Origin of the sequence: Acetobacter sp. JWB (genome assembly GCF_003323795.1) — a bacterium.
Classification (GTDB): Bacteria; Pseudomonadota; Alphaproteobacteria; order Acetobacterales; family Acetobacteraceae; genus Acetobacter; species Acetobacter oryzifermentans.
The window spans coordinates 2,130,980-2,147,133 of the sequence record NZ_CP030871.1; the positions used below are offsets into that span (position 1 = coordinate 2,130,980).

Here is a 16,154-nt window from a genome sequence, read left to right on the forward strand (position 1 = left end):
GGTAAGCCACCTTACTTTGCTGGGGCTTTTAGCACACCCCAGCAAAGTAAGCTTTACCTTTAATCAGGAAGCCGACTGCGTTTCTGGTGGAAAATGTGCTGCCTTAACGGCAGCCTGCTGACGCTGGGCCAGGGCCTGCTCATCAAAATCCTGCACGATTTCATGGAACAATTGGTACCAGTTCATCTTAACTTTCAGCCGCATGAACACAGATCCAAGCCCAAGGGCTGAACGATCAACCAGCACAAATTCACGCGGCAGGCGCACGCCTCCGGCTTTTTGCAGCCCATCATGCACTTTGGAAAGAATTTCCCGCCCAAGGGCTGGGTTATTGTCATCCTGAATGTAGCGTTCTTCATCCACCATCAGCGGGGCATATAACAGCCCTGCCCATTCGTTCAGAACAGCCACTTTCTCACGCGTCAGATCACGGAAACCCCATGCTTCATAAGCATGGGCAGCCATGTCCATATCCTTGTTACGGAGCGCGTAATACAGGTCAATATTCCCCTTGATGAACGAAGGCTGGAAAATACGGATAGCCCCAAAATCCAGTAGGTTCAGGCCTGCATCTTCCCGCATGGTAAAGTTGCCCATGTGCGGGTCACCATGCACCACGCCATACTGATACAGCGGCACATACCATGCCCGGAACAGCGCACGCGCAATGCTTTTTTTCTGCTCTTCCGTAAGACCTGCTTTTATGGCTGCATTCAGATTCTGCCCCTGCACCCATTCCATCGTCAGCAACCGCTGCGTGCAGAGTTCATCTATTGGTAAGGGCACCGTAACTTCGGGGCAATCTGCCAACACGGAATGATACAGGCGCATATTCGCGGCTTCGTGCCGGTAATCCAGTTCTTCCCGCAGCCGTTCAGAAAGTTCCTCCACCACATCATCCTGCCGGATGGCGTTATCCAGCTTGTGGTAAACCCCAATAGCCATACGGAACTGGCGCAGATCGGCCTCAACAGCGGCCTTCATATCCGGGTACTGCAACTTACAGGCTACGCGGCGGCCATCGGCCAACACTGCCTGATGCACTTGCCCAAGGCTGGCAGCCGCAGCGGCTTCCCGCCCGAAGGAGCGGAAATTCTTTTCCCACCCCGGCCCAAGTTCCGCCGTCATGCGGCGGCGCACGAAGCTCCACCCCATTGGCGGCGCGTTGGACTGAAGCTGCGCAAGCTCATCGGCGTATTCATCAGGCAACGCGCCGGGAATGGTGGCCAGAAGCTGCGCTGCCTTCATGAGCGGGCCTTTTAGCCCACCCAGCATGGATTTAAGATCTTCTGCATGAGAAGCCCCGCCAGAGCGCAAACCTATTTTGTTGCCTGCCAGCCGGGCTGCAATGCCACCAACGGTTCCGGTTGTTTGCACCATACGGCGCAGTTCACCAAAAACGCCGGTATTATCCATATCTCGCGCCATAATCAGTCCTGCTCCAACTGGTCAATAAAGCCGGAAATAACATCCAGCCCCTTGCGCCAGAAACCCGGATCAGATGCATCCAGCCCAAAGGGGGCCAGCAGCTCCTTATGGCGCAGGGTGCCACCGGCTTCCAGCATGGCAATATATTTATCCTGGAAACCCGGCGCGCCCTCACTGAACACCTGATACAGCGCGTTCACCAAGCAATCTCCGAATGCATAGGCATACACATAGAACGGAGAATGGATGAAGTGCGGAATGTAAGCCCAGAACACATCGTATTCCGGCGTAAAGTTAAAAGCGGGGCCGAGGCTTTCTGTCTGCACACCGCGCCAGATGGCACCAATTTGTTCAGGAAGCAGCTCGCCTTTTTTACGGGCATCGTGCACGCGGGTTTCAAATTCATAAAACGCAATCTGGCGCACCACGGTATTGAGCATATCCTCAACCTTGGCAGCCAGCAGCAGACGGCGGCGCTGTGGGTCTTTTTCTGCATCCAGCAAAGACTGGAATGTCAGCATCTCGCCAAACACACTGGCCGTTTCTGCCAATGTCAGCGGCGTATCGGACATGAAGTAGCCCTGCTTTGCCGCCATAACCTGATGCACACCGTGGCCCAGCTCATGCGCCAGCGTCATGACATCGCGGATACGACCATGATAGTTCAGCAGAATATAAGGATGTGCTGAAGGCACAGTAGGATGCGCAAAAGCGCCGGGAGATTTACCCGGTGCTGGTGGCACATCAATCCACGGATTGGTCAGGAAGGTGTTGATAACCTTACCCATACGTGGGTCAAACCCATCATATGCCTTTTGCACAATATTCTTGGCTTCAGACCACGGAATCAGCTTATCATCATTCCCAGGCAGTGGGGCGTTGCGGTCCCAGTGCTCCAGCTTATCCAGCCCCATCCACTTGGCTTTCAGGGCATAGTAGCGGTGGGAAAGACGCGGATAATCAGACCGCACGGCAGAAACAAGGGCATCCACCACCTCATCTTCCACCATGTTGGAAAGATTGCGGGAGGAAGTTGGCCGTGCGAAATGCCGCAGATTATCCGAGATGGATTTATCCTTGGCCAGCGTATTTGTAATGAGCGCAAACAGGCGGACATTTTTTTCAAAAACGCCACCTACGGCTTTACCTGCCTGCTCTCTTGTTGCCCGGTTTGTATCGGACAAACGGTTAAGCGCATCCCCTACCGTAATTTCCTGCCCATCGAGTGTGACGCGCAAAGCCGCAATGGTTTCATCAAACAGACGGCACCATGCCTGTCCACCGGTTACAGATTTTTCCAACAGAACCTTTTCCACATCATCAGAAAGCTGATGCGGACGATACATGCGGATATCACGCAGGTAAGGCTGCCAATGCGCCAGTGTGGGATCTTGTAGCTTTTCCCGAAGATCTGCTTCTTCCAGCCGGTTCAGTTCCAGCGTAAAAAACAGCAAATGGGTGGAAATGGCTGTCAGCCGTTCATTGATGGACTGGCTAAACTGGCTGATGGAAGCATCTGAAGAATCTGCGGCAAACAGCAGAGAGGCATAAGAACCTGCCTTGCCCAGCATTTCCTCAATAATTTCAAAGGTTGCTATGGCGTCTGCCAATTCCTTGCCGGAAAGGCCGCTAATTTTACCCTGATACTGCTTGGCAAAAGCCTGAGCTTTTTTTTCTGCCTCAGCCAAATCAGCGTGCAGCTTCGGATCATCCATACCCGCGTAAAGGGCTGAAAGATCCCAACGCGGAAGAGAGGCCGCCCCCTGCCCTGCAGGTGTGTTGGCAACGGTACCGGCTTCCGTTGCAAAAACCGGAAGCGGATGTGAACGGAGGGAATGCGCTGTGTGTTCCATATCTAACACTTTACAGTGCATTTCTGCTGGAAGCGAGAGGCCGCAAACATAAGCGCGGTTCACATGCACAACAGATATGAAAAACAAATGGGCGAAAGGTTTCCCCTCCGCCCATCTGCTTCTGTCAACTTACATGCAGCCTTATGGTTCAGGCTGTTTTTTCCAGTTGCTGTTCCGGCACCGTAAAGCCGATAATCCGGGCATAATCCTTAGGCACGATATGCCAGAAGTGCGGCAGAACCTCATCCCATTTATGCAGCAACATGCTGGCATAGGCAGAACCTGTTTCTTCCACATGCCGTTCAACAAGGCTGCGCAGCATCTGTTCCCATTTCGGTTCAGTTACACGCACCCACAACAGGGATTCGGGGTTTACCCGGCTATCGAACACATTGTCCTTGTCCAGCACAAAGGCCATGCCACCGGTAAAACCAGCGCCAAAGTTGTCACCCACATCATCCAGCACCACCACGGTGCCGCCTGTCATGTATTCACACCCGTTGGAACCACAACCTTCTACAACAGCTATCGCACCAGAGTTACGCACGGCAAAGCGTTCCCCTGCCTGCCCTGCGGCATACAGTTCACCCGCAGTGGCCCCATACAAAACCGTGTTGCCGATAATGGCGTTCTTGTTAGACACCAGCGTAGAGGACGGGGAAGGACGCACCGTAATGGTTGCGCCAGAAAGCCCTTTACCTACGTAATCGTTGGCATCGCCCAGCACCTCTAGCTTAAGCCCCTGCACGGCAAACGCCCCTAGAGACTGCCCCGCAGAGCCGCGCAGACGCACCGTAAGATGCCCCGGTGCCAGTGTTTTCATACCAAACTGACGCACAATCAGAGAGGAAATGCGCGTGCCAATGGCGCGCTGGGTGTTCTGCACATTGTAGTGCAACTGCATTTTCTCACCGTGGTCGAACAGCGGCTTGGCATCACCAATCATCTGCGCATCCAGCGTATCTGGCACTTCATTCCGGCCATCCAGCGTGCAGTAGCGTGCAAACGGCCCCGGATCTGCCTGAGACAGCAGAGAGTTCAGATCCAGATCATCCAGATAATCATCCCCGCGGGAAACCTGCCGCAGCAGATCCGTGCGCCCGATAATTTCATTTAGAGAACGGAAGCCCAGCGAAGCCAGAATATTCCGCACATCCTCTGCAATGAAGGAGAATAGATTGATAACCTTTTCGGGCGTACCTTCAAACTTGGCACGCATTTTGGGGTCCTGAGAACACACACCTACTGGGCAGGTGTTGGAATGGCACTGGCGCACCATAATGCAGCCCATGGCCACAAGGCTGGCTGTGCCAATACCAAATTCCTCTGCCCCAAGCATAGCGGCAATAACCACATCGCGCCCGGTTTTGATACCACCATCGGCGCGCAAACGCACCCTATGGCGCAGACGGTTAAGCATAAGCACCTGATGCGTTTCCGCCAGCCCAAGTTCCCACGGCAAGCCCGCATATTTAATAGAGCTCAGCGGGCTTGCGCCTGTGCCACCGCAATGACCGGAAATCAGGATGGCATCAGCTTTTGCCTTGGCCACACCAGCGGCAATGGTGCCAATACCAGAACGCGCCACCAACTTAACGGTAACCGTTGCTTCCGGGTTGATCTGCTTGAGATCGTAAATCAGCTGCGCCAGATCTTCGATCGAATAGATATCATGGTGCGGGGGCGGAGAAATCAGCGTCACACCCGGCGTGGCATGGCGCAGCTTGGCAATCAGCTCCGTTACCTTAAAGCCCGGAAGCTGCCCACCTTCACCCGGTTTGGCACCTTGTGCCACCTTAATTTCCAGTTCACGGCAATCATTCAGATACTGCGCCGTTACACCAAAGCGGCCAGATGCCACCTGTTTGATAGCGGAGGATGCGTTATCCCCATTCGGGCGCGGCTTAGCACGTGCCGGATCTTCCCCACCTTCACCCGAATCAGACTTTGCGCCAATTCGGTTCATGGCGATGGAAAGCGTTTCATGCGCTTCCGGGCTCAAGGCCCCCAAGGAAATTGCCGGGGAAATCAGGCGTTTACGCAACTGCGTAATGCTTTCCACTTCTTCCACCGGAATAGGCGTGCGCCCATCACGGAAGTCCAGCAGATCACGCAGGGCTACAGGTGGCTGCGCATGTACGGCATCTGCATAACGCTGGTAGATGGTAAAGCTGCCAGTAGCCACTGCTGTTTGCAGCATATGGATCAGACCGCCATCAAATGCGTGCTGTTCTCCACTCCGGCGCAGCTTGTAAAGGCCACCTACAGGCAAAGTGAGCGTATTGGTCGCGCCCCATGCGCTTTCGTGCAGTTGCAATACGTTGCGTGCAATGCCCGAAAGCCCAATACCAGAAATACGCGAAGGCATACCGGGAAAGAATTCTGCCGTAAGCGCGCGAGAAAGGCCCACAGCCTCAAAATTGCACCCACCACGGTAAGACGCCACGATGGAAATACCCATCTTGGACATAATCTTAAGCAGGCCTTTATCTACCGCTTTACGGTAGCGTTCCATGCACTCACGCAGACTCATCTGCCCAAACAGGCCACGACGATGCCGGTCTGCAATGCTTTCCTGCGCCAGATAAGGGTTAACTGTGGTGGCGCCCACCCCAATTGTTACTGCAATAGCGTGCACATCCAGCGCCGTAGCCGTGCGCACGTTCAAAGATGTAAACGTACGCAAGGATGTACGCACCAGATGCGTGTGCACAGCCCCGGTCGCCAAGATCATTGGAATAGATGCACGCTCAGCAGACTGATCTTCATCTGTCAGGAATACGTGGGTGCAGCCACCCCGCACACCTTCTTCTGCCTCACGCCGGATACGAGCAATGGCTTCGCGCAGCCCTGCTTCCCCATCATTGGCGGGGAATGTGCAATCAATCACGCAACCAGAAGTGCCCGTAAAGTGGCGCAGCCCTTCATACTCACCAGATGTCAGCACCGGACTGGGCAGTTGAAGCATGTCACACTGTTCGGGGGACTGATCCAGAATATTGCCCAGATTCCCTAACCGCGTTGTCAGGCTCATCACGCGAGATTCGCGCAGAGAATCGATTGGCGGATTGGTCACCTGGCTGAACATCTGCCGGAAATAGTGTGCCAACCCACGATAACGCGGAGAAAGCACAGCCAGAGGCGTATCATCACCCATGGAGCCAATGGCTTCACTGGCGGTAGAGACCATTGGGTGCAGAATGGCTTCCAGTTCTTCCAGCGTGCTGCCCACAGCCAACTGGCGGCGGCGCAGTTCTTCGCCTTCGTAATAAACTGGCTCTGTCACATCCGAACGGACGATATGGCCAATTTTCTGGGTGCGTTTGATCCAGCTAGAAAAATCTTGCCGTGCAGCAAGCAGATCAAGCAGTTCGGTATTACCATACAGCTTGGCTTCCTGAAGATCGACACCAATCATCTCACCCGGGCCAAGGCGACCGCGGCTGACAATGGCGTTTTCAGGCACGCGCACCATGCCGGTTTCAGAACCGACAATCAACAGATTATCGGTTGTTACCGTATAACGCAGCGGGCGCAAGCCTGAGCGATCCAGCCCAGCCACAACCCAACGGCCATCTGTGGCGCACAGTGCTGCGGGGCCGTCCCACGGTTCCATTACCGCGTTGCAATACGTGAACATATCACGGTGCGCAGGCTTCATGGAGGAATTACCGCCAACACTTGCCGGGATCATCAGCGCCTTGGCAAAAGGTGCATCACGCCCAGCAAAAGTCAGCAGTTCGTAAACGTTATCCAGCGTTGCGGTATCGGAGCCACCAGCCTGCACCAGCGGCTTGATATCTGCCATCCACGGATCAAGATCTGGGTGAGAAAGCCGTGTTTCATGGCTTTTCATCCAGTTGATATTGCCGGAAATGGTGTTGATTTCACCATTATGCGCAAGGCGACGGAACGGCTGCGCCAATTTCCATGTAGGGAAGGTGTTGGTGGAATAGCGCTGATGATAGATGGCAAAGCGGCTGACAAAGCGTTCATCCAGCAGATCTGGGTAAAACTCTGTCAGATGTTCTGCAAGGAACATGCCTTTATAAATAACAGACCGGCATGACAGCGAGCAGATATACAGATCAACCTGCGCGGCGATGGCGGCTTTTTCTATCCGGCGGCGGATCACATACAGATCACGCTCAAACTCTTCTTCCCCTTTATTGGGAAGATTACGGATAAGGATCTGCTCAATTTCCGGGCGCGTTGCGTTGGCTTTTTCACCGATACAGGAAGTATCAATCGGCACCTGACGCCAGCCATAGATGCCGTATCCAAACGCCAGAATCTGGGTTTCGATAATCTGGCGACACTGTTCCTGTGCGGCCAGATCGGTTTTGGGCAAAAACACCTGCCCCACCGCAATCCGGCTTTCATCTGGCCGATCCCCTGTGCTGGTAATGGCATCTGCAAAAAATTCCTGCGGAATTTCTACATGAATACCCGCACCATCGCCTGTCTTGCCATCGGCATCCACTGCGCCGCGGTGCCAGATAGCTTTCAGAGCGGCGATGCCAGCTTCAACCACCTCACGCCGACGCTTGCCATCCAGTGCGGCCACAAGGCCCACACCACAGGAATCACGTTCATCAGCTGGATCATACAGCCCATCCAGCGCGGCCACGTTGGCATCCCACGCTTTCAGAAATTCCTCGCTACTTTCAGCGGAAACGGTGTTGGGAAACTGTTCCATATCCATTAACCCTGCTCCGCCTTGGCGGTAGCCGTTACATTTTCCTGAATCCATGTGTGCATGCAGGCGGCTGCATCGCGCCCATCACGAATGGCCCACACAACCAAACTGGCCCCACGCACAATGTCCCCTGCGGCAAACACGCCCGGCAGAGATGTCATGAAATCTTTCTGACCAACCTTGAGCGTACCCCAACGGGATACAGCCAGATCCTTCTGCCCCCAAAGCTGCGGCAGAGGTTCTGGGTCAAACCCAAGAGCCTTGATAACCAGATCAGCATCCAGCGTGAAAGAAGAACCTTCCAGTGGCTCAACTGACTGACGGCCCGTGGCATCTGGCAAGCCCAGCTTCATCCGCACGGCCCGCACGCCAGAAACATGGCCTTCACCCAAAAAGGCTTCAGGGGCTGCCAGCCATTCAAACTGCACACCTTCTTCTTCCGCATTTTTTACTTCGCGGGCAGAACCGGGCATGTTGGCTTTATCTCGCCGGTACAGGCATTTCACGGATTTTGCACCTTGGCGAATAGCCGTGCGCACGCAGTCCATTGCGGTATCACCACCACCCAGAACCACTACGTTTTTACCTGCGGCATCCAATGCCTGCGCTTCCGGCGGCAAGGTATCCCCCAAGGAACGCCGGTTAGAAGCCGTAAGGTAATCCAGCGCCTTTTCAATACCCGCCAGCCCAACGCCGGGGCCTCCGATTTCACGCGATTTGTAAACACCTGTTGCAATCAGAATAGCATCATGGCGGTTACGCAAATCTGCAAAAGACAGTTCGCCTTCACCATCCCCAATGCCTTGGCCGAGGTGGAAAACAACACCACCTTCTTCCAGCAGCTTATGACGGCGGGCCACAATGTGTTTTTCCAACTTAAAGCCGGGAATACCGTAAACCAGCAGACCACCTACCCGATCATACCGATCATACACGTGTACTTTATAACCTTGCGCGCGCAGCTGATCTGCCGCAGCCAAACCAGCCGGGCCAGCACCAATAATAGCAACGGACTGGCTGCGCTCCAGCACCGGGTTAACAGGTTTAACCCAGCCTTTTTCAAATGCTGTATCGGTAATGTAGCGTTCCACGGCGCCAATGGTCACGCTTTCGAAACCCGGTTCGATCACGCAGTTACCTTCACACAGCCGATCCTGCGGGCAAATACGACCGCAAATTTCCGGGAAGGTATTGGTAGCGGAGGAAACACCATAGGCTTCTTCCAGCCGCCCCTGTGCTGTGAGCATCAGCCAATCAGGGATATTGTTGCCGAGCGGGCAATGAACTGAACAGAAAGGCACACCGCACTGCGAGCACCGACTGGCCTGCTCGGTTGCTTCTGGTGTTGCGAAGTCCTCATAAATTTCATCAAAATCTGCCCGCCGCGCCGTAGCCGTGCGCTTGTCTGGCTGCTTTTGCGGCACAGAGACAAATTTAAGCATCTTGGTCGTCATGTGGCATCCCCGGAGAAAGGGCGCGCCAGACAGACTCCGCCCCTAAACTTTGCTGGAGCTAAGGTGCTTGTTCTCCGTAAATATAAAAAGACAGCAATGCTTACCTTTTTATATTTTTCTTCATGACAAAACAAAAATCCATCCAATTGGTCGTATAAAAAGGTATATTTTCGGGCCTTTTTATCCCCAACCCATTATACAGAAAAGGATATATCTTTTTGAGCCTCACCCACCCTAAACCGCGCCAAATAAGAGGGCACAATAGCCGCAACGCTTTGCGGCACGATATTCAACGCTTCAAAACCGGATTTCCCCGCGGGCACAACATTGTCGGTTGCCAACATCCGCAATTGATCCTGCGTCAGAAAATGTCCCGGCAGCCGCTCCAAAACCATAGCCTGCAACTTTGCCAGCACTGATGGCACAATAAAAACAGGCTTATGGCGCTGCGTTACGCGCAATACAAACCGCGCAATATCCAGCATGGTCATTTCCTGCGGGCCACCCAACAAAAGTTCTTTCCCCGCAAACGCAGAAGACTGCGCCGCCACTAATACTGCTTGCGCCACATCTCCCGCATAAACAGGTTGCAAGCGCGAATGGGCACCATAAACCGGCAAACACGGCAAATACCGCGCAAGACCTGCAAACATGTTAAAGAAATGATCCTCCGGCCCAAAAATAACAGAAGGCCGTATAATCACAGCATCTGGCCGATATTGGCGCACAACCTTTTCACCCGCAGCCCGACTTCTACCATAAGCCGAAAGAGCCGTTTCTGAAGCACCAAGCGCCGACATTTGCACAAATACAGGCACATCTGTTTCTGCCGCTATACGCGCCACACGCCCTGCGCCTTCTACATTAACGGCTTGCAGTGTTTGCTGCTTGACGGAAGATAAGACAGCCACAAGGTTGATCACCACATCCGCCCCCTGCACCGCACAGGCCACAGAAGCATCATCCAGAACAGATGCATAAAAAGGCGCAATCTGTCCGACATACCCTAACGTGCGTAAACGCGCAGTTAAATCTGGCCGCCGGCTGGCAACGCGCACCTCGTACCCGGCCCGTGCCAGATTTTGCACCACATAACGCCCTACAAATCCGCCACCACCCAATACGGTTGCAATTTTACGCGCACCCATAAGTCACCCTCGTCTTCCACGTTTATCCAGTGTTTTGTGCACTGTGTGCCATTCCCTCCGCCCACGCCAGACAGGCAAATGACACAAATCTGTCAGAAAAATCATTTTCCCTGTTGACGCTCCCATCACAGAGGGGTAAACGGCTCTTCACCAGCCGGGGACACTCCTGGTTGCCATTTGAGCCCAGATGGCGGAATTGGTAGACGCGCAGGTTTCAGGTACCTGTGGCCGCAAGGTCGTGGAAGTTCGAGTCTTCTTCTGGGCACCAAATATCATATATAGTTTATATGATATTTTTCTTCTCCCTAAATGGTAAATATAAAGAGTTGAGTATTCAATTCAGCCTTCGGGCTGTTTATGACACTTCTTTATTCTTTTCACTTACGCGCCATTAGGCAGAGCACAATACATGAAACTTAGCCCGCCCACTAAGGGCCTGCTGCTGTCTTTATTGGGGTTTGCAGCTTTCTCTATAAGTGATGCTTTTTCTAAACTGCTTACTGGCAGGCTCAACCCGTTTGAGGTTGCCTTTTCTGGTGGCGTTTTTGGGCTGCTATTGGTTCCGTTTGTTAAATCGCGCGGGCAATCATGGCTGAACATTCTGCCCATTCAAAAACCGGGTATGTGGTGGATTCGGGCTGTCGCAACATTTATTGCCACAGCCGCCAGCGTAGAATCCTTCATGCTTCTGTCCATGCCAGAAGCGCTCTCGCTAATGTTCCTTATGCCCTTTATTGCCACCATTCTTTCTGTTGTCGCACTTAAGGAAAAAGTATCCCTGTGGGGATGGGTTGCTGTGGCTATCGGGTTTGCAGGCGTTCTGGTTGTGCTGCGCCCCGGCGTGCGGCCACTTCATTTTGGCCATGCCTGTGCATTAGCCGCTGCCATTGCCAGCGCTGTAAACGTTATTGCTTACCGTGTAGCTGGCACAGGCACCACAAAACTGGGGGTTCTTGGCTCTAGCCTAGCCGGGCCTCTGCTTGGGGATGGTCTTTTGGCCCTTCCCAACTTTACGTGGCCGCATACAGTTACGGATTGGAGCTTTTTGTTTGGTTACGGATTTCTGGCGGCTCTAGGCCAACTACTTATTATGTTGGCGGCCACCCTTACCCCCGCCAGCCGCGTGGCATTGCCACAATACACCCAAATGGTTTGGGCTGTGCTGTTTAGCTATTTGCTGTTCCATGAACCGCTAGATAAATGGACCATTATTGGTGTAACAATTGTTACCTTATCTGGCATGCTGGATTGGTTCCGCAAGCATCTACTCGCACTCAAACAGCGGCGCCTTGCACGCAAGCAGGCGCGCCTTCAGCCCGCAAGCCCCACTCCGGCTGATGCAAAGTAACGATTAACGGCGTCTCGCATGGCCCCGGCCACCATGGCTCGGTGGCCTGCCTGACGCAACGCAGCCTCATCCATTCGATTAGACATAAAGCCCATTTCAACCAGAACCGAGGGGATTTGGGCAGATTTCAACACCGCAAAAGCGGCATGCCTGTGCGGATGCGGCAGCAACAGCACCCGAGAATTAAAGGCCGACACCACAGCCTGCGCCATATGGGCTGAGCCTTTGCGGGTTTCTTCTGTTACCAAACTAGCAAGAATCTGTTGCACCTCTGGTGATGCACTATGCACCATCGGGCCGCCATATCTGTCTGCACTGTTTTCGGTTTTGGCCAGATCTGCGGTCTGGCTATCTGATGCGCCATGCGAATGGGTGTAAACACTGGCCCCACGCACCTGCGGACTATGCAAAGCATCTGCATGCATGGAAATAAAAAGCGATGCTCCGTGCTGCTGCGCCAGTTCCACCCTACCATCCAGCGGTACAAAATGGTCTCCAGCACGTGTCATGGCTACGCGGTAACGTCCCGTTGCCAACAATTGCCGTCTTAGCTCCTGCGCGGCAGCTTCCGCTACATGTTTTTCATACGTACCAGTGTACCCAATGGCCCCAGGATCTTTGCCTCCATGCCCAGGGTCTAGCATAATAAGCGGGGCTGCGGGCCGTGCCTTACCAACAAGAGCTGGAGCTGCCAGTTTATGCCCTGTTACCTGCTTATTTGCGGCCCAAACATCTGCTGGCGTAGCGGCAGCAACCAGTCCGCCACCGCCTAAATACAGCAGCCCGGAACGGCGTGTAACACCCTTCTGCACCGTTGCAGAAGCAACGATTTTGCCGCGCATCTTGCCTGCCTGAAAAGCCATTAAAGTGCTCCTGTTCACTTTACGCTAAAGTGTGCACTCAAAATGACAGAAAAAAGATGTATCGGCACCCTAAAACAACGTTTGTTACGAATGGCTTGCGATTTATGGTTATTTGAGCCATGTTCACACAGTATGGCACAAGGGTAGAAATGCCCGTCATGCGCTTTATTCCGCTCCGTCCATGCCGTGAACGGGGGCCGCCGGTTACATCAACACCGCGCCCGCACGCATAAAGATCAGGGGCAGAAACACTGACTGAAGGATACATGACCATCGCCCGCCCCATCCCTTTGCTGAAAACAGCCAGACCACAGGCCGTACCGTGCCTGAAGGATGCTGATACAGGGGCAGCTATGGAAACTTTGTACGCCTTCCAATTTTTATCGCACGCCTGTTTATATCCGCCGGAAGAGCCCCTGCTCCGTCGTGCCATGCCACTTACACGGCAGCACCACACAGGCTGGCCACCGGCGCACCGGAGTTTTTCTTTTTATGTCAAAGCGTATGCTGATCGACGCGACACACGCGGAAGAAACGCGTGTTGTTGTGATGGACGGAAATCGGCTTGAAGATTACGATGTTGAATCTGCTGCAAAAAAGCAGCTTAAAGGGAACATCTACCTTGCCCGCGTTGTTCGCGTAGAGCCAAGCCTGCAAGCCGCCTTTGTAGAATATGGCGGCAACCGCCACGGCTTTCTGGCTTTTAGCGAAATCCATCCGGATTACTATCAGATCCCGGTTTCTGACCGCGAAAAGCTGCTGGCCCTTCAGGCGGAAGAAGAAGCTCTGCTGGAAAACAGCGAAAATGGTTCTGATGAAGATGATGCATCTGACAATGCAGAAACTCAGGCATCTGATACGGAACAGGATATAGAAGCATCTGACACTGCCGCTCAGAATGAAGGCGAAGGTTCTGAACGGGAAGAACGTTCTGCCAACAAGCCGGATGCTCCGGACTACGTCGGCGGCGAAACAGATACGGGTGAAGAAGCCCTTATTCAAAAACGCATTGCCCGATTCCTGCGTAACTACCGTATTCAGGAAGTTATCCGCCGTCGGCAGGTGCTGCTTGTGCAGGTGGTTAAGGAAGAACGTGGCAACAAGGGCGCAGCCCTGACCACCTATGTTTCTTTGGCTGGCCGTTACTGTGTGCTTATGCCCAATGCCCTGCGTGGTGGTGGCGTTTCACGCAAGATTACATCTGTGGCAGACCGCCGCCGCCTGCGAGATATTGTTTCCGACCTCAACCTGCCCCGCGGCATGGCCATGATTGTGCGCACTGCTGGCGCGCAACGGCCCGGCCCAGAAATTACGCGAGACTGCGAATATCTGCTCCATCTGTGGGATGATATCCGCGAACATACGCTTCAATCCGTGGCCCCCGCACTGATTTACGAAGAAGCGAGCTTGGTAAAACGCGCTATCCGCGATGTTTACACCCGCGAAATCAGCGAAATTGTAGTGGATGGAGAAAACGGCTGGAAGGCCGCGCGGGACTTCATGCGGATGCTGATGCCTCAGCACGCAGAAAAAGTCCGGCTATGGAACAAGGAAAACCAACCCCTGTTCACCCACTACCACGTGGAAGGGCATCTGGATGCCATGTTCTCCCCCGTGGTGTCTCTGCGCTCTGGCGGTTATCTGGTTATCAACCAGACAGAAGCCTTGGTTGCCATTGACGTAAACTCGGGCAAAGCCACCAGCCAACGTAACATTGAAGAAACGGCGTTCCGCACCAATCAGGAAGCTGCTGATGAAGTAGCCCGCCAGTTGCGCCTGCGTGATCTGGCTGGCCTGATTGTAATCGACTTCATTGATATGGAGTCTCGCCGCCATAACTCCATGATCGAACGCCGCCTGAAAGATGCCTTGCGGCATGATCGGGCACGTATCCAGATTGGCTCTATCTCCCATTTCGGGTTGCTGGAAATGTCGCGCCAGCGGCTACGCCCATCTGTAGCAGAAGCCGCCTTTATGCCTTGCCCGCACTGTAATGGCACAGGCATGATGCGCAGCATTGAAAGCTCTGCCCTGCATGTTCTGCGCGCAGTGGAAGAAGAAGGTGCACGCCGCCGTTCTTCCGCCATTACCGTGCATGTTGCTGCGGATATTGCTTTCTACATCCTAAACAACAAGCGGGACTGGCTGACCCAGATCGAACAGCGCCACCAGATGGAAGTGCTGTTTGCCGCAGACAATACGCTGCCAGCTCCGGAAGTTCGGATCGAACGCCGCCAGCATGCACGTCCGCCACGGATTCAGCCGCCATTGCCGCCGGTTGAAAACATTGTGGCAGATGAGGTTGCTGCTGCCACGCCAGAAATTCCGGCTGCAGAACCTTCTTCTATTCAGGAAACTGCCGATACTTCCGACGAGCCACGGCGTCGGCGTCGGCGTCGGCGCCGTCGGCGGAATGATCAGGATACCAATCAGGTATCTGAAACACAGACACAGCCTGATACAGAAACACCAGAAACTGCTGAAACCGCACCCATTGCAGCGCCTGAAAACGCGGCAGAACCTGTTGCAGAAGCCGAAGCAGAAACCAATCTGGTGCCGGGCCGACGCAGAACCCGCCGCTCCCGTGTGCGCAAACCAACTGAAACACGCACGGAAATCCATGTAGATATCGAAGAAGGCCCCGCGCCACGGCCCAATATGCCAGCATGGGAAGGCCCAACACCGGCCAATCCATTTGGCGGTGCGCCGGACATTTTCGAACTTCTGGAAAACACTGCCCGCCAACAGGCTGTTGACATTGCACCAGCACCTAAAGCAGCTAACGTGCAGGAAGAAGCTGCAAGCGTGCCAGTAGAACCCGCCAAAACGGAAGAGGTTGCACCCCAGCCCGTTATGGCTGCACCGGAAGAGCCTGAAAAAACGGAAGAAGCGCCTAAACCGCGCCGCCGCCGCACACGCAAGAAGGTAGAACCCGCAGCAGAAGAAAATGCCGAACAGGCAGAAACATCTGTAGCCGCACCAGAAGCAGAAGCTGCATCAACGGAAGCAGAGGCCCCCAAAAAACCTGTGCGCCGCCGTGCAACCCGCCGCAAAACAGCGGCAAAGGATGAGGCAACAGAAGCGGCTGAAGCTTCTACAGCGGACACTGCCGAGGAAAAGCCAAAGAAAACAACCCGTCGGCGCACCACTCGTAAAAAGGCAGAACCAGCCTCTACTCCAGAAGCCGCCAGCGGAAGCGAAGCAGTTGCTACTTCCGCACCTAAAGAGGCTGCATCCGAAGTTTCTGATAAAGAAGAAGCTATTGTCCAGCCTATCGTGATCGAAGATAGCCCGCCAGCAACGCGCAGGCGTACCGGCTGGTGGAAAAAGTAAATCACACCACGCTTCTACCAGATTTAAA

At 54.0% G+C, this 16,154-nt stretch carries 8 protein-coding genes and 1 tRNA gene; 3 read left to right on the forward strand and 6 right to left on the reverse strand.

From position 1 onward, the window contains the following. Positions 1 to 63: 63 nt before the first annotated feature. The 5 genes from DS739_RS10075 to DS739_RS10095 all read right to left on the reverse strand — a co-directional run bounded on the left by DS739_RS10075 (position 64) and on the right by DS739_RS10095 (position 10,582). On the reverse strand, positions 64 to 1,428 hold the full coding sequence (locus DS739_RS10075; protein WP_006117498.1) for an AarF/ABC1/UbiB kinase family protein: 1,365 nt from the start codon (positions 1,426 to 1,428) through the stop codon (positions 64 to 66). Between the two features lie 2 nt (positions 1,429 to 1,430). Beyond that, a complete protein-coding gene (locus DS739_RS10080) occupies positions 1,431 to 3,368 on the reverse strand; it encodes a M3 family oligoendopeptidase (RefSeq protein WP_006117499.1) in 1,938 nt (645 codons plus the stop codon). Positions 3,369 to 3,429: 61 nt separating this feature from the next. After that, entirely contained in the window at positions 3,430 to 7,986 is a 4,557-nt protein-coding gene (gene gltB, locus DS739_RS10085; RefSeq protein WP_035351870.1) for a glutamate synthase large subunit, read from the reverse strand. Continuing rightward, positions 7,986 to 9,434, reverse strand: coding sequence for an NAD(P)-dependent oxidoreductase (locus DS739_RS10090; protein ID WP_006117501.1), 1,449 nt, complete (start codon positions 9,432 to 9,434; stop codon positions 7,986 to 7,988). Before DS739_RS10090 ends, gltB begins: the two co-directional genes overlap by 1 nt. A 194-nt stretch (positions 9,435 to 9,628) precedes the next feature. Then, entirely contained in the window at positions 9,629 to 10,582 is a 954-nt protein-coding gene (locus DS739_RS10095) for a complex I NDUFA9 subunit family protein (RefSeq protein WP_006117502.1), read from the reverse strand. A gap of 181 nt (positions 10,583 to 10,763) precedes the next feature. Between DS739_RS10095 and DS739_RS10100 the strand changes: the two genes are divergently transcribed. Next, positions 10,764 to 10,850 (forward strand) — tRNA-Leu (locus DS739_RS10100). Positions 10,851 to 10,991: 141 nt separating this feature from the next. Next, entirely contained in the window at positions 10,992 to 11,930 is a 939-nt protein-coding gene (locus tag DS739_RS10105; protein ID WP_006117503.1) for a DMT family transporter, read from the forward strand. Here DS739_RS10105 and DS739_RS10110 read toward each other — a convergent pair. Then, a complete protein-coding gene (locus DS739_RS10110; RefSeq protein ID WP_035351867.1) occupies positions 11,894 to 12,793 on the reverse strand; it encodes an N-acetylmuramoyl-L-alanine amidase in 900 nt (299 codons plus the stop codon). The genes DS739_RS10105 and DS739_RS10110 overlap by 37 nt on opposite strands. A 333-nt stretch (positions 12,794 to 13,126) precedes the next feature. On the opposite strand from DS739_RS10110, the gene DS739_RS10115 reads away from it, so the two are divergent. Beyond that, positions 13,127 to 16,126, forward strand: coding sequence for an Rne/Rng family ribonuclease (locus tag DS739_RS10115; protein WP_006117505.1), 3,000 nt, complete (start codon positions 13,127 to 13,129; stop codon positions 16,124 to 16,126). The last annotated feature ends 28 nt before the right edge of the window (positions 16,127 to 16,154 follow it).